The 21014-nt window shown below is 64.6% G+C and carries 20 protein-coding genes; 16 read left to right on the top strand and 4 right to left on the bottom strand.

Annotated elements, in window-relative coordinates; translation table 11 throughout:
- Positions 1-79 precede the first annotated feature (79 nt).
- A complete protein-coding gene (locus ACOGXH_RS15975) occupies positions 80-2191 on the bottom strand; it encodes a glycoside hydrolase family 2 protein (protein ID WP_419930079.1) in 2112 nt (703 codons plus the stop codon).
- Positions 2192-2222: 31 nt separating this feature from the next.
- Between ACOGXH_RS15975 and ACOGXH_RS15970 the strand changes: the two genes are divergently transcribed.
- Entirely contained in the window at positions 2223-3632 is a 1410-nt protein-coding gene (locus tag ACOGXH_RS15970) for a magnesium chelatase (protein ID WP_419930078.1), read from the top strand.
- Here the strand turns inward: ACOGXH_RS15970 and ACOGXH_RS15965 are convergent.
- A complete protein-coding gene (locus ACOGXH_RS15965) occupies positions 3614-4855 on the bottom strand; it encodes a family 1 glycosylhydrolase (RefSeq protein ID WP_419930077.1) in 1242 nt (413 codons plus the stop codon). The two genes, ACOGXH_RS15970 and ACOGXH_RS15965, sit on opposite strands and share 19 nt — an antisense overlap.
- Before the next feature lie 50 nt (positions 4856-4905).
- On the opposite strand from ACOGXH_RS15965, the gene ACOGXH_RS15960 reads away from it, so the two are divergent.
- The 4 genes from ACOGXH_RS15960 (at position 4906) to ACOGXH_RS15945 (ending at position 8618) form a co-directional block, all read left to right on the top strand.
- Complete coding sequence (locus ACOGXH_RS15960) at positions 4906-7005, top strand: hypothetical protein (protein ID WP_419930076.1); 2100 nt, start codon at positions 4906-4908, stop codon at positions 7003-7005.
- 190 nt (positions 7006-7195) lie between these two features.
- Positions 7196-7513 carry a WhiB family transcriptional regulator gene (locus tag ACOGXH_RS15955; RefSeq protein WP_419930075.1) on the top strand — a complete coding sequence of 106 codons (318 nt, stop codon included), beginning with the start codon at positions 7196-7198 and terminating at the stop codon, positions 7511-7513.
- A gap of 46 nt (positions 7514-7559) precedes the next feature.
- Positions 7560-7763 (top strand): Sec-independent protein translocase subunit TatA/TatB, encoded by a 204-nt coding sequence (locus ACOGXH_RS15950; protein ID WP_419930074.1) that lies wholly within the window; start codon positions 7560-7562, stop codon positions 7761-7763.
- A 12-nt stretch (positions 7764-7775) separates the two neighbouring features.
- Positions 7776-8618 carry a sugar phosphate isomerase/epimerase family protein gene (locus ACOGXH_RS15945; protein WP_419930073.1) on the top strand — a complete coding sequence of 281 codons (843 nt, stop codon included), beginning with the start codon at positions 7776-7778 and terminating at the stop codon, positions 8616-8618.
- 8 nt (positions 8619-8626) lie between these two features.
- On the opposite strand, the gene ACOGXH_RS15940 is transcribed toward ACOGXH_RS15945, so the two are convergent.
- Positions 8627-8851, bottom strand: a complete 225-nt coding sequence (locus ACOGXH_RS15940; RefSeq protein WP_419930072.1) for a WhiB family transcriptional regulator — start codon at positions 8849-8851, stop codon at positions 8627-8629.
- A 223-nt stretch (positions 8852-9074) separates the two neighbouring features.
- Here ACOGXH_RS15940 and ACOGXH_RS15935 point away from each other — a divergent pair, with 223 nt between their 5' ends.
- From ACOGXH_RS15935 to ACOGXH_RS15885, 11 genes are all read left to right on the top strand, one after another.
- Complete coding sequence (locus ACOGXH_RS15935) at positions 9075-9368, top strand: hypothetical protein (RefSeq protein ID WP_419930071.1); 294 nt, start codon at positions 9075-9077, stop codon at positions 9366-9368.
- A gap of 18 nt (positions 9369-9386) precedes the next feature.
- Entirely contained in the window at positions 9387-11453 is a 2067-nt protein-coding gene (ppk1, locus tag ACOGXH_RS15930) for a polyphosphate kinase 1 (RefSeq protein ID WP_419930070.1), read from the top strand.
- A gap of 67 nt (positions 11454-11520) precedes the next feature.
- Entirely contained in the window at positions 11521-11949 is a 429-nt protein-coding gene (locus ACOGXH_RS15925) for an NUDIX hydrolase (protein WP_419930069.1), read from the top strand.
- 140 nt (positions 11950-12089) lie between these two features.
- Positions 12090-13061, top strand: coding sequence for a substrate-binding domain-containing protein (locus tag ACOGXH_RS15920; protein ID WP_419930068.1), 972 nt, complete (start codon positions 12090-12092; stop codon positions 13059-13061).
- On the top strand, positions 13058-13987 hold the full coding sequence (pstC, locus tag ACOGXH_RS15915) for a phosphate ABC transporter permease subunit PstC (protein ID WP_419930067.1): 930 nt from the start codon (positions 13058-13060) through the stop codon (positions 13985-13987). The genes ACOGXH_RS15920 and pstC overlap by 4 nt, the downstream gene beginning before the upstream one ends.
- Positions 13987-14943, top strand: a complete 957-nt coding sequence (gene pstA / locus ACOGXH_RS15910) for a phosphate ABC transporter permease PstA (protein ID WP_419930066.1) — start codon at positions 13987-13989, stop codon at positions 14941-14943. The genes pstC and pstA overlap by 1 nt, the downstream gene beginning before the upstream one ends.
- A gap of 39 nt (positions 14944-14982) precedes the next feature.
- On the top strand, positions 14983-15852 hold the full coding sequence (gene pstB, locus ACOGXH_RS15905; protein ID WP_419930391.1) for a phosphate ABC transporter ATP-binding protein PstB: 870 nt from the start codon (positions 14983-14985) through the stop codon (positions 15850-15852).
- A gap of 20 nt (positions 15853-15872) precedes the next feature.
- Positions 15873-16616, top strand: coding sequence for a phosphate signaling complex protein PhoU (gene phoU / locus ACOGXH_RS15900; RefSeq protein WP_419930065.1), 744 nt, complete (start codon positions 15873-15875; stop codon positions 16614-16616).
- A gap of 49 nt (positions 16617-16665) precedes the next feature.
- Positions 16666-17817 carry a sensor histidine kinase gene (locus ACOGXH_RS15895; RefSeq protein ID WP_419930064.1) on the top strand — a complete coding sequence of 384 codons (1152 nt, stop codon included), beginning with the start codon at positions 16666-16668 and terminating at the stop codon, positions 17815-17817.
- Positions 17814-18539, top strand: a complete 726-nt coding sequence (locus ACOGXH_RS15890) for a response regulator (protein ID WP_419930063.1) — start codon at positions 17814-17816, stop codon at positions 18537-18539. The genes ACOGXH_RS15895 and ACOGXH_RS15890 overlap by 4 nt, the downstream gene beginning before the upstream one ends.
- Positions 18540-18561: 22 nt before the next feature.
- Entirely contained in the window at positions 18562-19857 is a 1296-nt protein-coding gene (locus ACOGXH_RS15885) for a hypothetical protein (protein ID WP_419930062.1), read from the top strand.
- On the opposite strand, the gene ACOGXH_RS15880 is transcribed toward ACOGXH_RS15885, so the two are convergent.
- On the bottom strand, positions 19784-20974 hold the full coding sequence (locus ACOGXH_RS15880; protein WP_419930061.1) for a zinc-dependent metalloprotease: 1191 nt from the start codon (positions 20972-20974) through the stop codon (positions 19784-19786). The genes ACOGXH_RS15885 and ACOGXH_RS15880 overlap by 74 nt on opposite strands.
- Between the last annotated feature and the right edge of the window lie 40 nt (positions 20975-21014).

Below are 21014 nucleotides of genomic sequence, written 5' to 3'. Positions count from 1 at the left end.
TCGCGCTCATGCCGACGGTACCGGCGCCCCGCTCCCTGCGACTAGCTGTACCGGGGCTTCGCCTGGCAAGTCCACTCCGTCAACCGAAGATCACCGCGTCGTAGCGGTTGGAGGCTTCGACGGGGCCGGTGAGGCGCAGGTGAAGGGCGGCGGGGCCGGAGGCGTCGGGGACCCTCCAGTGCAGGGTTCCCACCAACACGCACTCGTCGCGGCCCACGGTTCCCTTCCAGCTCCAGGTTTGGCTGCCACCGGGCCATTCCAGGGTGGCCTCGGCATGCAGCCCGGCTATCGGCTCGCGGCAGTCGCTCACCACGTGGACGCCGATGGATAGCTCTTCGCCGGGGGTCAGCTCGGCGGGTGGCCGGTCGGCCACCACGATCACCGGCTGGCAGGCCTTGGCCAGCGCCTCATAGGCCGGTTTGGGCCATCGCTGCCAGTCCACCAGCGCGGTGGACACAGCGGGGTGGGAATCGGCAAAGAAGTGCTGGCAGAACCCGCCGGCCGGCCGGTACTTGAGCCGCCGCAGGGTTTCGATGTGCCGTCGCACCAGCATGGCCTGATAGGCCCAAGCCGCTTCCTGCCATCCCTCCAGGGTGGTGTGGTCGCGGGGCGGGACGTGGTGGTTCATGGCCGCGGCGTTCAAGCCGTGGCTGCGGGCCAGCCCGGCCCAGTCCAAGTCGGGCCATGCCTGCGAGCTGAGCAACGGCATCTCCCGGGGCGGCGACTGGGCGCCGAACTGCGACACGAATCGAACCGCTCGGGGCCATCGGGCCGCGAATTGCTCCAAATCCCGCTCTTGGCCCCGCTTCCAGCCCAGCCACAGGTGGGTATCGGTGCCGTCCAAACGGGGCAGATGGGGGAGCACCCCCGAGTAGGCCACCGCCGGGCGGGTCGGATCGCGCCGCTCCAGCTCCCGCTTGATGCTTCTGTCCAGCACCGACAGGTTCCAGCTCGGCCGTTGATGGGTGGCCAGTCTTCGGACGACGCCTTGCTGGCTCGACGGATCTGCGCTGTCGCCCAATGGGTCCACGTGGCCGCACCACATGATCACGCTGGGATGCGCGCCCACCGTTCCCACGGCAGCTCGGGCGCAATCGGTGGCCCCATCCCGGTTGCCCCGGGGAAACGGTCCCACCAACGGAAGATCCTGCCATATCAACATGCCGGCCTCGTCGGCGGCGTTGTACAGCGCGGGCGGAGCCACATGGCCGTAGGCCCGGATCAGGTTCAGCTCCGCTTCCTTGGCCAGTTCCACGTCGCGTCGCAATCCGGCCTCGTCGGCTTCGGCCCACCACGGGGTGGACGGCCCGAAGCTGGTGCCCTTCAAGAACATCGGCACGCCGTTGACCGAGAACTGCCAGTTGTCCATCTGCACCGCTCGCAGCCCGGTGCGGACCCGACGCCGGTCGCTCAAGCCGCCCTGGGTGGTGCCCACCTCCACGGTGACGTCGTAGAAGGACTGGTCCCCGAGCTGGTGGGGCCACCACCGGCGGGGCTCGGGCACCTCCACCCGCCACTCCACATGGTTGAGACCGGCGGCCAACAAATGGTCGCCGCTGTGCTCCACCTCGACGCTGTCCACGTTGCCGATGGCGGTGTGCATTCGCACAAGGCCCGCTCGAGAGACATCCAAATCGGCTTGTAGGGCTACCACTGCCCGACGGTCAGTGGCGCTCTCGGTGCCCACCCGCAGTTCCAAGATGCGGACTTCGCCGGTGCTGTCCATCCTGACCGGTGCCCACAGCCCACCGGGGTTACCCGGCGGCAGCAACTCCGGGGCCTGCCCCAGCGATCCCAGCATGTGGCCGGTGGAGACGTCCGACGACCGCGCCGGGCACGACAGCTCTAGGGCGAGAAGGTGCTCTCGGCGACCGGCCATGGCCTCGGTCACGTCGAACTGGTGGGCCATGAAGTAGCCCTCCACGTCGCCCAGATAGCTCCCGTTCAGCCAGACGTCGGCCTGATACAGCAGCCCCTCGAATACCAGCCACCGCCGCTCGCCCCCCGCCGGAGGCTGCTGGCTGAACCGATGGCGATATCGCACCGAGGTGGCATCGGCCAGCTCCGAAACCCGACCCCAATGGCCTGGCACCTCAATCGGCACCCAGTCGGAGTCGTCAAACCCCAAATCCGGAAACCCCGATACCGCCCCACCCCCCAAGGCCGCCACCCACTTCCCACCTAGGTCCACTCGCTTAATCTATGGGCTAGGTTTCACCTCTATGTCTCAACCCTCCACGCTCGGAGAGCTCAAAGAAGCCGGCTGGCAATCCGTCTCGGTCAAGCACGAGATCCGCCAGAACGCCATTCGCCGCATAAGAGCTGGCGAAGACCTATTCCCCGGCATATGGGGCTACGAAGACACCGTCATACCCCAGATGGAGACCGCCCTGCTGGCCGGTCACGACGTGATCTTCCTGGGCGAGCGCGGCCAGGCCAAGACCCGCATGATCCGACTGGTTCTTGACCTGCTCGACGAGTGGCTCCCCATCGTGGCTGGCTCCGAGGTGAACGACGACCCCTACAACCCCGTCTCCAAGCACGCCAAAGACCTGATCGCCGCTGAAGGAGACAACACTCCGCTGACCTGGGTCCATCGCAGCGAGCGCTACGGGGAAAAGCTGGCTACTCCGGACACCTCCATCGCCGACCTGATCGGTGAGGTCGACCCCATCAAGGTGGCCGAGGGCCGCTACCTTTCCGATGAGCTCACCATCCACTACGGCCTGGTGCCCCGCACCAACCGGGGAGTGTTCGCCATCAACGAGCTCCCCGACCTGGCCGAGCGCATCCAGGTGGGCCTGCTCAACGTGCTGGAGGAGAGGGACGTCCAGATTCGGGGCCACAAGATCCGCCTGCCCCTCGACATCTTGCTGTTTGCCTCGGCCAATCCCGAGGACTACACCAACCGGGGTCGCATCATCACCCCGCTGAAGGACCGCTTCGGCGCCCAGATCCGCACCCACTATCCCACCGACGTGGACATCGAGCTGGACATCACCGAGCAAGAGGCCACCATGCCCGAGGCCGACCTGCCGGTGGTCATGCCCGACTTCATGAGCGAGGTGCTGGTGTATCTCAGCCAACTGGCCCGCCAGAACCCGCATATCAATCAGCGCTCGGGGGTATCGGTGCGGTTGACCGTCTCCAACTACGAGACGCTGGCCGCGGCGGCCATCCGTCGGGCGCTGCGTACCGGCGAGGCCTCTGCCGTGCCCCGGGTGACCGACTTGGACGCTCTCGACCCCTCTACTTTGGGCAAGATCGAGATCGAGACCATCGACGACGGCCGCGACGGCGAGATCGTGGGCAACCTTCGCAAAGAGGCGGTCCGCCTGGCCTTCAGGGATGCGGTGGAAAACGACGTGCAGCACGAGGTGGTTGAGGCCTTCGAAGAGGGTCGGGTGGTCAACGCGGGTGACGACATCTCCTCCTCCGACTACGCCGCGCTGGTGGAGGATGTGCCTGCCTTCTCCAGCGCCCTGGCCGCGCTGGGCTACGAACCCGGCGACCTGGAGAACCCGGCGTTGGTGGCCAGCGGCATCGAGTTCGTGCTGGAGGGCCTCCACCTCTCCAAGCGACTCAACAAGGAATCGGTGGCTGGCGCGGCTGTCTATCGAGGCAGAACCTGATCTGGATCGATCCCCCGGATGCGGTCGCTCAGTGTGAGGGCGGCATCTTTGGGATTGCGGTCCCGGTCGAAAAGGCCGCGGGCCGATGACCTGCCCAGGTTCCACTGGTAGCCGTCTACCGCGGTGTCGGCGAAGAACCCCACCACATTGATGCCGTCGGCCCTTGCCGCGTCGACCTGATCCAGCGTCCGACCAAGGAGCTGGTCGCGCCAGGTTTCGTCGGTGGTGGACACGCCGGTACCGGCCACCGCCAATGGCAGATCGCCCAGCATGTCGGCCAGACGGGCCAGCGCCCGGCCCAGTTCCTCGGGTTCGGGGGCCAGCCCCGAGTCATCGCACCGAGCGGTGACCGGATACGGCCCAAGTCGGCCGTGCTGGTCCACCGACGCTGGAGCGTCGAAGCACATGCCTACCAGGTCGAGGGCCTCTCGGAATTCCTCGCGGTCCACCACCGGGCGATCGGGCACTGCGATCTCCCCGTCGGTCAGCGCTGAAGTCCAGCTCCGCCACAGCAGACGGTCCCACCATCCCTGCCAAGCGAGGGTGTCGGACCGCTGGTCGGCGGCGAACACGGTGTGGAGGCCGAACACCCCCATGATCGGCTGACTGCCGCTGCGGAGCAGCCGGCAAGCCTCGAACATGGCCTCAAGCCCGTGCTGGGCCGCCTCCGCTCCGGCAGTAACGCTGCGCCGTCCCGGAGGGCGCTGGGCCAGAATACGGCTTCGCACTGCCCAGCCCACCGGGTCCTCCACCGGAACCCAACCGGCCACCCGGTCTGAGAACCATTCGCCGCAGCGGTCCACCCATCGGGCCCACCACAGCATCCGCCCCTGTCGGGTGCTCCAACCGCCCTCATCGTCGGCAAACCACCCCGGCAGCGTGGTGTTCTGAAGCACCAGCCACGTTTGCAGACCGGCGTCGCGGGCCGCGCCGAGCATGTCCAGATACCGGTCGACGGCATCGTGGTCCAGCTTGCCCGGCAAGGGCTCCACACGGGCCCATTCCACGGGAAGCCGGCAATGGGTGAAGCCCCACTCGGCCAAGAGCTCTAGGTCGGCCCGGAAGTCGATGCCGAATCCGCACCCCTCGCCTGATTGGGGTGCCCGCCCCTCCCGCTCCCACACCGACCAGTCCGCCGCGGGGCCGACTCCTTCCAACGACACTGAGTCCGCGGTCCACCCCCAGGCGAACTTGTCGGCACTATCGCTCCTGGTATCAGCCACCGTGTTCAGGATATTGCCTGTTCAGGACATTGATAGGGTAGGTTGGCGGGATGCTTCGGAGATGGCGAATGGCCCGCCGTCGATCAGCCCACCGCGTGGCCTACTCCCGCTGGGACGGCTCCCAAACCGGGTTCGACTTCTCCACCACCGACCTGTTCGCCCAGATGAACGACGATCTCCTCTACCACGGAGACGTGAACGCCGCCCTGCGGCGGCTCCTCCAGCAGGGCTTTGAGGTCGATGGCCAGCAGGTGCAGGGCTTGCGGGAGATGATGGAGCAGCTTCGCCAGCGACGCCAAGAGCGCCTAGAGCAGCACGACCTCGGCGGAGTCTACGACGACATCGCCCAAGAGCTGCGCGACGTGGTCGACATGGAGCGCGATGCCCTGGACGACTTGGCCTCCTCGGCGGCTGAATCGGGCGACGAGCGCCGGGCGGCCATCACCGAGGAGACGGTGGCCGAGCGCCGGTTCCAACTTGACATGCTGCCCCCCGACCTAGCCGGCCAGATCAAGGAGCTGGAGAACTATCAGTTCACCTCGTCGGAGGCCCAGCAGCGGTTTGACGACCTGGTGGAACAGCTCCGCCAGCAGCTCATGCAGAACTACGTCAACCAGATGACCGACGGCATGAACAACCTCTCGCCCGAGGACTTGGCCCGGGCCAAGGACATGATGGCCGAGCTGAACAGCCTGCTGGAGAAGCGCCAGATGGCCGATGACCAGCTTCCTCCCGACGTTTCCGATCCGGCCGAGCGCAATCGGATGCTGGACGAGCGCCTTCAATCAGACTTCGACAGCTTCATGGAGCGATTTGGCGATTTCTTTCCCGAGAACCCCCGGACGCTGACTGAGCTGCTGGAAGTAATGGCCCGGCGCATGGCGGCCATGTCGGCCATGATGGCCTCGATGACGCCCGAACAGCGGGCGCAGCTCCAAGGCCTGGCCGAGCAGCTGCTTCAGGACATGGACCTGCGCTGGCAGGTGGATCAGCTGTCACAGAATCTCCAATCCATGTTCCCCGATGCCGGCTGGGACCGGTCTTATGACTTCAGCGGGGCCGATCCGCTCGATTTCGCCTCCGCAGCCCAGATGATGCAGGAATTGGGCGACTTGGACCAGCTCGACAACCTCCTCAGAAGCGCCAACAACCCCGGAGCGCTAGCCGAGGTGGACATCGACCGGGCCCGGGAGCTGCTAGGCGACGAGGCGGCCCAAAGCCTCGAGCAAATGGCTGATCTGGCCAAGATGTTGGAAGAGGCCGGGCTGATCGAGAACCGGGAGGGGCGTCTGGAGCTCACCCCCCGGGCGATCCGCCAGATCGGCCAAAATGCCCTGTCGGACCTCTTCAAGAAACTCCAGCAAGACCGAGTGGGCCAGCACACCATGGACATGTTCGGCGGAGGTCACGAGCGGGAGTACCACACCAAGCCCTACGAATTCGGCGACCCCTTCAATCTCGACATCGAGCGAACCATCCGCAACGCCATCCAGCGCACCGGCGGCGGCACCCCGGTGGAGCTATCACCCGACGACTTCGAGGTGGAGCGCACCGAGAACATCGTGAGGTCGTCCACCGTGTTGATGCTCGATCTGTCGCTGTCGATGCCGATGAGGGACAACTTCCTGCCGGCCAAGAAAGTGGCAATGGCCCTCCACTCGCTCATCAGCTCGCAGTACCCCCGGGACTTCCTGGGTATCGTGGGCTTCAGCGAAGTCGCCCGGGAGGTCAAGCCCGAGCAGTTGCCCGAGGTGTCATGGGACTTCGTATACGGCACCAACATGCAGCACGGGTTCATGCTGGCCCGCCAGATGCTGGCCCGACACAGCGGCACCAAGCAGATCATCATGGTCACTGACGGGGAGCCCACCGCCCACGTGGACGATGACGGTCGGCCCTTCTTCTCCTACCCCCCGGCCCGGGCGACGGTGGAAAAGACCCTGGAGCAAGTGATGCGGGCCACCCGGGAGGGAATTCGCATCAACACGTTCATGCTCGACGCCACCTCCTACCTCACCAACTTCATCGAGCAGATCTCAAAGATGAACGGGGGACGGGCCTTCTTCACCACGCCCGAGACCCTGGGCGACTACGTGCTGGTGGACTTCGTGGAGCACAAGCGCAAGCTTTTGGGTGGCCGCCCCCTCTAGGCCGCGCCCTGTAGGGCAGCCCAGGAATTTATTGCCCGATTGAGAAATTTCTTCTTGCGTTTGGCGCGGTTCCATGCCAAGGTTACGTTATTGAAATTACAAGCACGTTGTTTCACGTCCCTAGGCTGATCAGGCCGAAGGCGGGAGGCGGCGAGCAGGGGGCGACACACGGCATGTCTAGGAGGGCTCAATGAGACTGGTAGAGACGACATCGAAGCAGTCGCAGACAGGCGAGGATGGCCGGGCGTGGCAAGCGCTGGCCAACTGCCTGGGGGTGGACCCCGACCTGTTCTTCCCTGAGCGGGGGGCATCCACCCGTGAGGCCAAGGAGGTCTGCCGGGCCTGCGTTGTGCGCGAGGAGTGCTTGGAGTACGCCATTGTGAACGGCGAGAAGTTCGGCATTTGGGGCGGCATGAGCGAGCGGGAGCGGCGCCGGGTCCGCCGGGCCCGGGGACTCACCCGAGTTCGGGAGCCGCTGAAAGCGGTGGCCGACACCTCAGGCGCCTGAGGCCCCCCGTGACGCGGGTAGGGCGGCTACCGGGTAGCCTTAGCCCATGAATCTCGGGGCAACGGAGTTGATCATCGTCTTGGTCATCCTGCTGGTGCTGTTCGGTGGGGCCAAGCTCCCCAAACTGGCCCGCTCGCTAGGTCAGGCCCAGAAAGAGTTCAAGCAGGGTGTCACCGATGGCAACAAGGGTGACGACAAGCCTGGAGAGCAGTCTTCGGGCGATACCGGCGAGCAGCCCAAAAACTCGTAAACTCCCCCTCTCATGAACTCAGCCTCTTCGTCCGAAGAGCTCGTGATGTCGCTGGGCACACTGTGCGTCAACCCCTTCGAGTTGTCGTTCGACGAGCTTGACTCCTCCCTTGTGGCCACCGCTGCCGCTGGTTACACCGGTATCAGTGTGTGGCCCTTCGCCTTGGGAGCAGCCGGCGTCGACGTCGCCTGGCTGGTCGACCGGCTCCAAGAACTCGGATTGAACCATCCGGTGGCCGAAGCGGCCTTCGGCTGGCTGAATCCCGACCGCGACGCGGCCGCCGGAGAGGTGGCCCATCTGAGCGAGTACGCCAGTGCGGTGGGCAGCCGGGAACTGGTGGCCGTCACCATGGAGCCCTCGCTACCGCCCATGGACGACGTGGTGGCCCGATTTCGAACCCTGTGCCAGGAAGCGGCGGAGGTCGGCTTGCTGGTGAGCATGGAGTTTCTCCCCTGGACTGGGATACCCGATCTGGCCACCGCCTGGGAGATCTTGCAGCGAGCCGACTGCGACAACAGCGGCATCATGGTCGACACCTGGCACTGGTACCGCCAGCCCGGCGGCCCCAACCCCGATCTGCTGCGCCAGATTCCCGCCGAGAAACTGCGGGTGGTCCAGCTATGCGACGCCACCGCCGAATTGCCCGACGACATGGACATCGCCACCGAGACCATGACTGCCCGCCTGCTCCCCGGCGACGGCGCAGTCGACTTTGCCGAGGTCCTCGGCATCATCACCGGGTCTGGTGCCAACCCGATCTGGTTCCCCGAGGTTTTCAGCAGCACCCTGGCCGCGGCCGGTCCCCAGACCATGGCCCCCCAAGTGCTGGACGCTTCTCGCTCGGTATTGGTGTAGCGACGCCCTCAGGCGGCGGCTTGGCGCAGCAACCGGCGGCGCTGTCGCTCGGAGCGGCCGCCCCACACTCCGTGTTTGATTCGGTTACACAGGGCGTAGGCCAGGCAAGCATCCTGCACCAAGCACTCCTGGCAGATTTTTTTGGCCTTTTCCACCCCGAGCCCATCGCTCGGGAAAAAAACGTCGGGCGACTCATCGACGCACCGGCCGTAAGCCATCCAGCTCTCGCTCATGGGACCTCCATCGGTTACATGCCCCCGCATGTATGACGCCCCACCGCAGCCAAAAGTTCCCTCCGAAGAGGAATTTCAAGAGCTATCGGCCGTCCGATAAGTCAGCATAGCGGTGGATTTGATCCCTGGGGAGTCGCCCAAGCCCAGCTCGGGAGAGCGCATTCGGGATGTCGCCGAACGGCGGCTAAACTGGAACGGCCCCAAATCCCACAGGAGCAACAAAATGATTGACACCATGGATGCCCTGCCCGAGCCGCCAGCAGGGAATGTCAAGGTGGTTTACATGGGACCAGTAGCGCCCCATTGGGACTTCATGTCCGACTTCGGCGATGCCGGCCACCTCGAGCAGTTCAAGGCCCGGGCCGAGGCTCGGCTGCTGTTGCTTCCCCCCCACGATCCGCAGTTCCGCCGGAACCGGGAGCGGATCAACCGGGACGCCGAGCGGGAGAACCTGCTCATTGAATGGGACTTGGGTTACGACGAAGAGGAAGAGGAGAGCGAAGCGGACGAGGGGTAGACCCGTGAGCAGTGGGACATGATTGCGGAATCCATCGACACCGAGGCTGAGTCTGGTCGATTCATCAACCGCGAACTGTCCTGGCTGGAATTCAACAGCCGCGTTCTGGCCCAAGCCGAAGATGCCTCGGTGCCCCTGCTGGAGCGGGTCAAGTTCTGCGGCATCTGGAGCTCCAACCTCGATGAGTTCTTCCAGGTTCGGGTGGCCGGCCTCAAAGACCAGCTGGCCGGCCAGTTCACCGGCACCACGCCTGACGGGCGCACCGCGGCCCAGCAGCTCTACGAGATCCGCATCGAGGTGGACGACCAGATGGACCGGGCGGCCCGCTGCCTGAGCGGACTGACCGTCGAGTTGGCCGACGCCGGCATCGAGATTCTGAACTGGGATGACTTGGACCACGAGGACCGAAAGTTTCTCTCCGGCGAGTTCGACGACCGCATCTACCCGGTTCTGACCCCATTGGCGGTAGATCTCGGCCATCCGTTCCCCTACATCTCCAATTTGTCGCTGAGCTTGGGCGTGCTGATGATCGACCCGGCCGACGGCCATCAGCGGTTTGCCCGCCTCAAGGTCCCGGCCACATTCGGGCGGTTCATCCAGCTCCCCGACGAGCATCGGTTCGTGCCCGTCGAGCAGGTGGTTGCCGCCCACCTCCCAACGCTGTTCCCAGGAATGGAGATCACCGAGACGGTGGCCTTCAGGGTGACCCGCAACGCCGACTTGGCCGTCGACGAGGGCGAGGCCCAAGACCTGTTGGCCGCGGTGGAGGTTGAGCTGCGCCGCCGCCGGTTCCGCAGCGTGGTCCGCCTGGAGGTGGAGCACCTGGTGTCATCGGAGATCCGCAACCTGCTCATAGAGGAGCTCGACATCGAGCGCGATGACGTGTACGAGGTGGACACCCTGTTGGAGCTGTCCAGCCTGTGGGACCTGTTCGCCGTGGACCGGCCCGATCTCAAGAACCCGTCGTGGCAGCCGGTCAATCCCCTCCCTTCCAAGGCACCGAGTGATCAGCCGATCGACCTGTTCGCCCGCATCCGCGAGGGCGACATCTTGGTCCATCACCCTTACGACTCCTTCACCGCTACCGTGCAGGAGTTCATCTGGCAGGCGGCCAACGATCCCAAGGTGCTGGCCATCAAGCTCACCTTGTACCGGACGTCGGGCGACAGCCCGATCGTGCGATCGCTCATTCGAGCCGCAGAGAGCGGCAAGCAGGTGGCGGTAGTGGTGGAGCTCAAGGCTCGCTTCGACGAGGAGGCCAACATCGAATGGGCCCGCCGATTGGAGCAGGCCGGCGTCCACGTGGCCTACGGGCTGGTGGGTCTCAAGGTCCACGCCAAGACCTGCCTGGTGGTTCGGGAGGAAGCCGACGGCGTGCGCCGCTACTGCCACATCGGCACCGGGAACTACAACTCCATCACCGCCCGGGTGTACACCGATCTCGGGCTATTCACCGCCGATCCCGAAGTCGGGGTCGACCTGACTCAGCTGTTCAACTCGCTGACCGGCTACGGCCGCGACATCCAATTCCGCCGCCTGGTGCCCGCGCCCCAGGGCCTGCGCCCGACGGTGACGGAGCTGATCCGCAACGAGGCGGCCCGCGGCCCTGAGGGTCGGATCATCATAAAGATAAACAGCCTGGCCGATGCCGAGATGGTCGAAGCCCTGTATGAGGCCTCCCAGGCCGGGGTGGAAATCGATCTGATTGTGCGGGCCATCTGCTGTCTGCGCCCCGGGGTGCCCGGCATGTCCGACACCATCAGGGTCCGCTCCCTCATCGGGCGCTATTTGGAGCACAGCCGCATCTACTACTTCGGCAACGGCGAGGGCATCGATGCCCCGGCCTACTACATCGGGTCGGCCGACCTCATGCCCCGGAACCTCAACCGCCGAATCGAGGCTCTGGTTGCGGTGGTCAACCCGGACCTGCGCCGTCGGCTCGACCAGGTGCTGGAGTTCAATCTCAGAGACGATGAATTGGCCTGGGATCTGATGGCCGACGGCAGTTGGCAGCGGGTTCCCTCCAGTACGGGATTCGAGGCCCACACCGCTTTTGAGCGCCTGGCCGCCAGTCCCGCTCCCTAACAGGGTGTTACATTAGCCCCTGGGGTATCCGCATTTTCGGCGGGTTCACGCCCTAACGTTATATTTCGTGCGTTTCGGAACGGTAGCGGTCATCCTCGGCGGCGGCGGCCTAGTCACCCGCCACAACGACGGGGAGTTGGAAGTTCTGATGGTCCATCGTCCCAAGCACCTCGACTGGTCGCTGCCCGCTGGCAAGCTTGACCCCGGTGAGACGTTGGCCGAGTGCGCGCTGCGCGAGGTTCACGAGGAAACCGGCTACGTCTGCGAGTTGGGTAGAGAGCTAGGCATGGTGGACTACACCGATCGCCGGGGTCGGACCCGCCAGGTGCACTACTGGGAAATGGACGCCATTGCCGGAAGTTTCACCCCCAATCCCGAGGTGGACGCCATCGACTGGGTACCGGTGGTGGAGTCGTTGAACTATTTCAGCAACGAACGCGACCTCAAGATGGTGAGCGCATTCTTGGCCTTAGTGGGCGACAGCGTTTTGGCCTGATCGCGGCCTCTTCAAGGATTCCTTAACTGTTCACCTTCCGTTCAGACAGTCGCGACTAGCCGGCAATCCGACTGGCCTACTGTCTTGGCGACTCAGTGGTGGGTTTCAAGGGAGAATGGTTGCGGCGTCTGAGATTCGTCATGCCAATCATCGGAATTGTGGCGGTGTTAGCTCTGGTAGCCGGGGCGTGTAGTCGCGGCAGTGGCCGAGGCGCCGGCAGCGGCATCACCGGGCGGGTGACGATCTCGGGTTCTTCGACGGTGGAGCCGATATCGGTGCGGGTGGCGGAGTTGTTCGAAGATGTGGAGTCCGGAGTGGCAGTCACGGTCGACGGCCCGGGCACCGGAGACGGATTCAAGCTGTTCTGCGCCGGGGAAACCGATATTTCCGATGCTTCTCGTCCGATCAAGGACAAGGAAATCGGCGAGTGCGCGGAGGCGGGCATCGAATTTGTCGAGCTGCGGGTGGCCATTGACGGCATCGCGGTCATGACCAACGAGAACAACCCTGTGGATTGCGTGAGCTTTGCCGACATCTATGCGCTGGTGGGCCCCGAGTCCACCGGATTCAGGAGATGGACAGACGCGCAAGCTCTGGCCTTGGAGTTGGGGTCGTCCTCCACGCTGCCCGATGGATCGCTGGACATTTATGGTCCTGGTGAGGAGTCGGGCACATTCGACAGCTTCGTAGAGATCGTGCTGGAGCACATCGCCGAAGAGCGAGGCCAGGACGCCACCACCCGTCCCGACTACAACGCCAATGCCGATGACAATGTGATCATTCAAGGGCTGCAATCCAGCGACAGCAGTCTCGGCTGGGTCGGGTATGCCTTTACCGCCAACGTTCAAGGGGTGAAGTTGCTAGACGTCGACGGTGGCGATGGTTGCAAGGCCGCCAGCCCTGATGCGATCGCCACCGGGGAATATCCGGTGGCCCGGTCGCTCTACATCTACGTGAACAAGGCCAAGGCTGAGGCCAGTCCAGCGGTGACCTCCTTTGTGGACTTCTACCTGAGCAATGGGGGCTTGGGCACCGCGGTCAGCGACGTGAAGTACGTGAACCTCACCGAAGAAGACAGGATGGCATCTCGAGCTGAATGGTCGGCCCGATGACGGATACCGGGAGGCTCACCGTCGAATCCCTGACGGCCAATCCTCGGCGGGCTCGAAAGGAGCGGGCCATCCGCAACTCCTTGGGGGTCACCGCACTGGTTTCGGTGCTCATCTCCGGCCTCATTATCTGGTCGCTGTTCTCTGAGGCATGGACGTTCATGGTCGAAGTGAACTGGGGCTCGGTTTGGGACATCGGCTGGTTCCCCCGCCGGGGCATCTACGACATCAAGACGCTGATCGTGGCCAGTTTCATCGTCACCGGTGTCGCCATGATCGTGGCCACTCCGCTGGGACTGGGGGCGGCCATTTTCCTGTCGGAATATGCCCGTCCCGGTGTCCGCCGCACGCTCAAGCCCATCCTGGAGATCTTGGCCGGGATCCCAAGTGTGGTTCTTGGATTCTTCGCCTTGGAGTGGATTGCCCCTAACGTGGTCAAGACCCTCTTCAACGGGCCGGCGGCTGGCTCGCTGCTCGCCTCGGGCATCGGAGTAGGGGTGCTCATCATTCCACTGGTGGCGTCCATCTCCGAAGACGCCATGAATGCGGTGCCCATGTCGTTGCGGGAGGCATCCTCTGGTTTGGGGGCTCGCAAGATGACCACCACCGTCCGGGTGGTGATCCCGGCCGCGATCTCCGGGTTGGTGGCCTCGTTCATCTTGGCCGTATCCCGAGCCTTGGGCGAGACCATGGTGGTATTTCTGGCCGGGGGTGCGTCCCAAACCGCCACCTATACCGACAGCGCCTTAGACGGAAGCCTCCCCATGACTGCGGCCATGGCCTCACTGGCCCGGGGCACCGACAACGTGGTAGGCGAAGGCCTCACCTTCCAGAGCCTCTTCTTTGTGGGCCTCGTGTTGTTCGTGATGACCTTCGGTTTGAACATCGTGGCCAACCGGTTCGTCCAGCGGGTGCGGGAGCAGTACTGATGGCGGTCGGCAGGCTGGTTGGCCCTCGCACCAGCAAATTGATGGTGCAGGCCATGGAGCGACGGGCATTGGACATCAGAGGACGGGTGTTCCAGGCCACCTTGTTGCTTACCTTGGCCATCTCGCTCTTCATTCTCGGCGTGTTGATCGTGGACGTAGTAGTGGACGCCTGGGGCGTGCTCACTGGCCGCCCCGGAGGGTTCTTGAACGGAACCATGCGGTCGGTCTCGCACGATCACAAGCTGGGCGTCCACCAGGCCTTGGTGGGCACGTTCTGGATCGCGGTGTTCGTGGCCGTGCTGGCCTTCCCATTCGGCATCGGCGCGGCCATCTGGTTGGAGGAATACGCCCCCAAGAACCGGTTCACCCGATTCATCGAGTTGAACATCCGCAATCTGGCCGGCGTGCCCTCGGTGGTCTACGGCCTGCTCGGCCTGTTCTACTTCGTGAACACCCTGGGCGATCTCACCGGGGGCAAGTCCATCGCGTCGGCGGGCATCACCCTGGCCATCTTGGTGCTGCCGATCGTGATCATCACCGCCCAGGAGGCCATCCGGGCGGTCCCGCAAGGACTCAAGGAGGGGGCTTACGGCGTAGGCGCCACCAAGTGGACCATGATCCGCAGCCAGGTGCTGCCCTACGCCTCACCGGGCATATTGACCGGGACGCTGTTGTCCATGTCCCGGGGTATCGGCGAAGCCGCCCCGATTCTCCTTGTCGGCGCGGTCACCGGTCGCCTGGGCACAGATCCGGCATTCTTGGACTTCAGCGCCATCAACGCCGAGGCGTTCATGGCCATGCCGGTGATCATCGTGGAGTGGGTGCAGAACTCGGGCCGCGATCCGGGCTTTGCCGAAGCCGCTGCGGCAGCCATCGTGGTGCTGTTGGTATTCGTTATTCTGATGAATGCGGCCGCCATCTTCTTGCGAAACCACTTTGAGAAGAAGAGAGGGTGATTCGTGGAAGCAGTCACTGAGACCATAGGGACCGACCAGATGGAGCAAGCAGAACCGCAAGCCGCCCCACGCCTCAGTCTGGATCTCGACCGCACAGCACAAGCCGACGAACCAGACGCTGCCGACGTGGTGTTCGAAGTCGAAGACCTGAACGTGTACTACGGCGACTTCCGAGCCGTCCAAGACGCCTCATTCACGGTGTACGAGCACGAGATCACCGCCATGATCGGCCCCTCGGGCTGTGGCAAGACCACGGTGTTGCGCTGCTTCAACCGGATGAACGATCTCATCCCCATCGCCCGCGTCGAGGGCCGGGTGGACTTCCGCAACGTGTCCATATACGACTCCCGGGTAGATCCGGTGGAGGTCCGCCGCCGCATTGGCATGGTGTTCCAAAAGCCCAACCCGTTCCCCAAGTCGATCTACGACAACGTCGCCTTCGGCCCCCGGGTCACCGGGATGGCCAAGAAGAAGGGCGATTTGGACGACATCGTGGAGCGGTCACTGCGCCGGGCCGCTCTGTGGGACGAAGTGCAAGACCGGCTGAAGGACTCTGCCCTGGGGCTGTCGGGCGGCCAGCAGCAGCGCCTGTGCATCGCCCGGGCCATCGCCGTCGATCCCGATGTGCTGCTGATGGACGAGCCGTGCTCGGCCCTCGACCCCATCGCCACCACCCGCATCGAGGATCTGATGCAGGAGATAAAGGACGACTACACCATCGTGATCGTCACCCACAACATGCAGCAGGCCGCCCGGATCAGCAATCGCACGGCGTTCTTCACTGCTCAACTCGATTCGGTCACCGATCAGCGGTGCGGGCTACTGGTGGAATACGACCGCACCGAGACCATCTTCTCGAATCCCTCCGATGAGCGGACCGAGAACTACGTCACCGGGCGGTTCGGCTGAGCTCCGGCCCGGAGCCCGAGGTGGGGGAACTGCGCAAGTCCTTCCACGATGAACTGGACGAGATCCAGGCCGGCATCGTGCGCATGGCCGCGCTGGTCACCGAGTCCGTTCCCCGGGCCACCGAGTCGCTGCTGGAATCCAATCTGGAGCTGGCCCAGCAGCTCATCACCGCAGATGACGAGCTCGACTACCTGTCGGTACACCTCGAAGAGCGATGCCATCAGGTGCTGGCCCTTCAGTCTCCGATGGCTGGCGACCTGCGGGCCCTCAGCACCGCTCTCCGCCTGAACGCCGAGTTGGAGCGGTCGGGCGATTTGGCGGTCAACATTGCCAAGGGCACCCGGCGCATTTACGGCACCCGCTACGACGCCACCCTCCGGGGCTTGCTGGTGAGGATGAGCGAGGAGGCGTGCCGGTTGGTGCGGTTGGCCATCGACTCCTATGTCGACCGCAACGCGGGGTTGGCCGCGGCCTTAGACGACATCGACGACCAACTCGACGGTCTGAACCAGGACTGCGTACAGGCGGTGTTCCAAGCCCACAACGACGGCACCATCGATCTGCAAGCCGCCGTTCAGCTCTGTCTGATCAGCCGGTACTACGAGCGCATCGGCGACCATGCGGTGAACATCGGCGAGCGGGTGGTGTACATGGTCACGGGATGGCTTCCCGAGCACACCGGGTCGGCCCGATTGAAAGACCGAGAGCACTACCGCATCGATGAGGCTGGCGACGAGGCTGGCGAAGAAACCAGCGAGGAGTGAGCATGGTGCCGCTCGTCGCCATTGGCCCAAGGCGAGGACGGACCACTAGATGATCGTCGCCATCGTTGTGGTGACTGCCGTGGTGGTCTTGGCCATAGTCGGGGCGGTGGCGTGGCGCGAGCACCGGCATTTTGTCGACGCGGAGGAGAGCCGCCGCCGCGACGACGAAATGCAGCGCCGCCATGAAGACGAGGTGGCCGACAGCGAGGCCCGACTCAGGCTTTCGCTGGACGCCATCACCCAAGGGGTGGTGATGGCCGATGCCGAGGGCAATGTGCTCTACCGCAATTCCTACGCTCGGCAGTTCACCGAAGCTCGCCATGGGGAGGCGTTGGTAGAAGCCGCCGTCGCCGAGCTGTTGATCGAGGCTGCTCAAGGAAGCGTGGTGGAGCGGGAAGTCGAGCTGTTCGGACCCCCGCGGCGCTGCCTGTTCGTGAGCGCCATGCCGCTCAAGCTCGAAGGCCGGAACTACGGCTCGGTAGCCCTGATCGACGACATCACCGAACCCCAGCGGCTCGACGCCATGCGCCGGGACTTTGTGGCCAACATCAGCCACGAGCTGCGGACCCCGATGGGGGCGCTCAGCCTGTTGGCTGAGACCCTGGCCACCGAGACCGATCCCGAGGTGGCCTCACGATTGGCCATGAGGGTGCAGGCCGAGGCCATCCGGCTGTCCGACATCATGGACGATCTGCTGGAGCTCAGCCGGATCGAGAGCGATGAGGCGTCTGAGCGGACACCGGTTGCCATACAGCACGTGATCAGTGACGCCCTCTCCCGGGCCAGGCCCACCGCCGAGGAGAAGGAGGTTCCTATCGAAACCGCCCTCCCGGCCCTGGATCTGGTGGTTCAGGCTGACCGTCGCCAGCTCACCTCAGCGGTGTTCAACCTGCTGGAAAACGCGGTCAAGTACTCAGAGGCAACCTGCCCGGTCAGGGTCATGACCCGGTTGGAAGGCGATTGGGTGGAGGTGGAGGTTCGCGACCAGGGTTACGGCATCCCGTTGCGCCACCAAGAACGTATTTTCGAGCGTTTCTATCAGGTGGACCAGTCGCGGGAGCGCACCGACGGCGGCGTGGGCTTAGGCTTGGCCATCGTGCGCCATGTGGCCACCAACCACGGGGGCGAAATCCGGGTGGAGTCCACCGAAGGAGAGGGCTCGACCTTCACGCTGGCGGTACCCATGGGAGTCCAGCCATGAGCGGTTCGATACGGGTTCTCGTCGTCGAAGACGAGGAGTCGTTCGTGGAGGCGCTGACCGTGGGGCTGTCCCGCGAAGGATTCACCGTGAACGTGGCCCGTGACGGCAAGGACGCCCTCGACTATTTCGACGCATATTCCCCCGACATCGTGCTGCTCGACGTGATGCTGCCCCTGGTGTCCGGGGTCGATGTCTGCCGCGAGATTCGGGCCCGCTCGCAGGTACCCATCATCATGGTCACCGCAAAGGGCGAGGAGATCGACGCGGTGGTGGGCCTGGAGGTGGGGGCCGACGACTACGTGACCAAGCCCTATCGCCTGCGAGAGCTGATCTCCCGCATGCGCTCTTTGCTGCGGCGGTCCCGTTGGACGGCGGAGGGCGAGGCGTTCCGGGGAGACGTCGTCGAGGTGGGCGATGTGGCGGTCGATCCCGAGCGCCATGAGGTGTTCGTGCGGGGGCAGCCGATCGAACTGCCGCTGAAGGAGTTCGACTTGTTGGAGTTGCTTTTGACCAACGCGGGCCGGGTGCTGACTCGTGACGCGCTGATCGACCAGGTGTGGGGCAGCGACTATGTGGGCGACACCAAGACGCTCGACGTCCACATCAAGCGGCTTCGGTCCAAGATCGAGGACGACCCCTCCAACCCCTGCCGCATCGTGACCATCCGCGGCCTGGGCTACAAGTACGCCACCGGCGTCTCGGCTGAGACCGCGCCGCCCTAGTGTCCACCGTTATCTTCGTAGTGTGATCAATACCCCGTTCTTGCGGCTGGTGCGGGTTCATGCCCTCGGTGCCGTGGGCGACGCCATGATCGCCATCGCATTGGCGGGTTCGCTGTTCTTCTCCATTGATCCCAGTGCGGCCCGGGTTCGGGTCACCCTCTACCTGCTGCTCACGATGGCCCCGTTCGCGGTGGTCGGGCCATTGATCGGGCCGGCACTGGACCGATTCCGGGGTGGCCGTCGCACCATGATCTTCGCCATCAACGCAGGTCGAGCGCTGGTGGCCTTCCTGATGATCTCCAACATGGATTCGCTGCTGCTGTTTCCCATCGCTTTCGCCATGTTGGTGCTTCAGAAGAGCTACGGCGTGGCCAAGGCTTCCATGGTGCCGCTCATCTTGCGGAACGAGCAGCAATTCGTGGGGGGCAATGCCCGACTGGCGCTGGTAGGGGGCGTGTGCGGCTTTATCGGCGCGGGTCCCGCGCTCTTGGCCAATTGGCTGGGAGGGGCGCCGTGGGCCGCAGGCATGGCCATGGTGGTGTACATACTGTGCGCCCTGTCGTGCTTGTCGCTGCCCCTCAGCCGGGTGGCGCCCGGCAAAGCTGACGACCAAGAGGCGACCGAACTCCGTGGCGGGGGCATCCGCAAGGCGGCGTCGGCTACCGGCACGCTTCGGGGCATCGTCGGGTTCACGACCTTTTTGGCCGCGTTCGCCTTGCGGGGTGGTGCCGATGACGTGAACCTCTCCGGGGTGGGCAAGGCATTCGGGGCCGGAGTCCGCCATGCCCTCCATGGCGATGTGGCCTCTGACGCCAACCCGGCCTGGAAGCTGGGGCTGGTGGCGGCCGCCCTGGTCTGCGGGTTCTTGATCGGTTCGCTTCTGGCCCCCAAGCTGCGGGACCGGATCCGCGAGGAGGTGATCATCGCCAGCGCGCTGTTGGCCCTGTTCCTGATCGGCCTGGTGGCCGCCTTGGGCGGGGGCTACGGGTCCACCCTGCTGCTGGCCCTGGGAGTAGGCATCACCGCCAGTGCCGGCAAGCTGTCGTTCGACTCCATCGTCCAGCGAGACGCTGAGGGCGCCGACCACGGCCGCTCGTTCGCCATTTTTGAAACCCGCTTTCAGATCTTCTGGGTGCTGGGAGCGCTCATCCCCGTGATCATCCCCATTTCTGCCCGCGTTGGGTTCATCCTGATTGCGGTTGCCGCCGCGGTCGCCGCGGTGTTCTTCTGGCTTCAGCCCGCGCCTAGAGATCTGTCTGGTCGGGCAGGTCGATCCGGGCCAGCCACAAGCCCGGAGCATCAACCTCAGCGGGGGTAGGCAGTTCCCGCTCGGAATGCCACAGCCGGGCCAGGCCGTCGGTGCCCGCCCGCTCCATTACCCCGCTGGCGAAGGCTGAACCGCGGTCGTATTGGTCTTGGGTGAGCTCGAGGCCGAACATCCTCTCTATGAAGCGATCGGCCTGGTCAGCCGTTACCCGTCGCCGCCTCAGGGCTTCGCTGAGGCGCTGGTAGGAGCCGATGAGACCGTGTCCGATGCTGTCCATTGTCCAGTCGACATAACCGGCGATCACTGTGACCAGGGCAGTGATCTGCGGAAGCAAAACCCGCTGCGCCGGCGACTGGATCGCCCCCAGAATGATCTCGGGGTTGCCCAGCACCGACTGGAGATCTCCCATGGAATCGGGATTGCCCAAGTCTAATTCGCTCAGCCGGCTCTCCAGCGCCGCCGGATCAGCCTCGAAGCCTCGTACGTAGTCGGCCAACAGCTCATCGAGGCGCCGGCTCACGTGGGGAATCGACAGCACGGCATGGTGGGTCAGCTCGCTCAAACACACCCAGAGCCGGAGGTCGGAGGCATCCAGGCTCCATTCCTCGGCCAATGAGTCGATGTTGGCCGGTACCACCATCAGCTTCGAGCCGTGGCGGGGAATTGGCAGGTCGTATTGGCCCAGGCTCCGGCGGGCGAGGTTGCCCACCATGCTTCCGGCGGTCATGCTCAGCATGACCGGGCCGATCATCTTCATGATCTGGCCGAACATGGCTTGGGCGGGGTCGAATGACGCCTCTTCGGCCTCCACTCGGCCCGACACGTCTCCGATGGGCTCTAGGAGATGCTGGTAGGCCTCCAGCGTGGCGGTTGCCCACTGGGTCCGGGTCACTGGCACGATCGTCGCCGCCTGACTGTCGCGGGTGGTGGACAGGCCGGTGGCGTTGGCCACCTGGAGTTCGGCCACCCGACCCAGCTCCCCTAGCGCGATGCGGTCGGACGGGTCGACGTTGGGCTCAGACTGCCCCTCGGTGGCCACCGCCACCGCGAACTGGCGGGCCGTCTCCCAAGTGGTCGAGGCCTGCTGAGAGAAGAGCTTGCCCAGGTCTCCGAAAATCGGCATTCCCTTGAAGGGGTTGAAGTCCTCGGGCGAGTCTGGATCGCTCACACTCTGAGGTTATCGGCCATTGTGTCGACTGCTGTCCTTC

Origin of the sequence: Candidatus Poriferisocius sp. (assembly GCF_965208355.1) — a bacterium.
Taxonomy (GTDB): Bacteria; Actinomycetota; Acidimicrobiia; order Acidimicrobiales; family Bin134; genus Poriferisocius.
This window is presented reverse-complemented; position numbering and strand designations above follow the sequence as displayed.